This is a genomic window from Mesorhizobium sp. M4A.F.Ca.ET.090.04.2.1, from assembly GCF_003999085.1.
In the GTDB taxonomy this organism is placed as follows: domain Bacteria; phylum Pseudomonadota; class Alphaproteobacteria; order Rhizobiales; family Rhizobiaceae; genus Mesorhizobium.
In genome coordinates this window covers 1-541 of the sequence record NZ_RZOT01001013.1, presented here as the reverse complement: position 1 = coordinate 541, position 541 = coordinate 1, and the positions used below count along the sequence as shown (strand labels likewise).

Annotated in this window: 1 pseudogene; it reads right to left on the bottom strand. The window is 69.5% G+C overall.

From position 1 onward, the window contains the following. Positions 1–541, bottom strand: a pseudogene (locus EN781_RS33800) (sarcosine oxidase subunit alpha); the annotation flags it as partial.

The window sequence follows — 541 nt, the reverse complement described above, 5'->3', positions numbered from 1 at the left end:
GCCTCAAACCCTTCGCGCAGGCAAGCGCTGAGGCCGAAGGCGCCGTTGGCGGCGCCTACGGCGACCATGCCGGGCGGCGCGCCGTCCGGCACGAACGCGGCGATGTCGTCGCGCCATTTCGGCCGGCCGCGATGATAGGAGGTCAGCCCGACCGAAGGATTCCAGCCGCCGGAGACGGCAAGCCCGTCGGCCTCGACCTCGGCGCGCGCGCCGCCGGTCAGCGAGACCGAAATCTTGCGGACACCGTCCTTGCCGCCGTCGACGCCGGTAACCGAACCGTTGAGCACCGCGAAGCCGTTCTTGGAAGCAAGCGCGCGATGAGCCGGCGAGACATCCGGCCGCGCGTCGATCACTGCCGCGACCTGCAGCCCTGTTCTGAGCGCCGTCTCGACCGTGCGCCAGCCATCCTCGTTGTTGGTGAACAGCGCGACGCGTTTTGCTGGCGTTGCTGCATAACGGCCGACATAGCTGCGCATGGCGGCCGCCATCATCACGCCGGGCGTGTCGTTGCCGGCAAAGACGATCGGCCGCTCGATCGCGC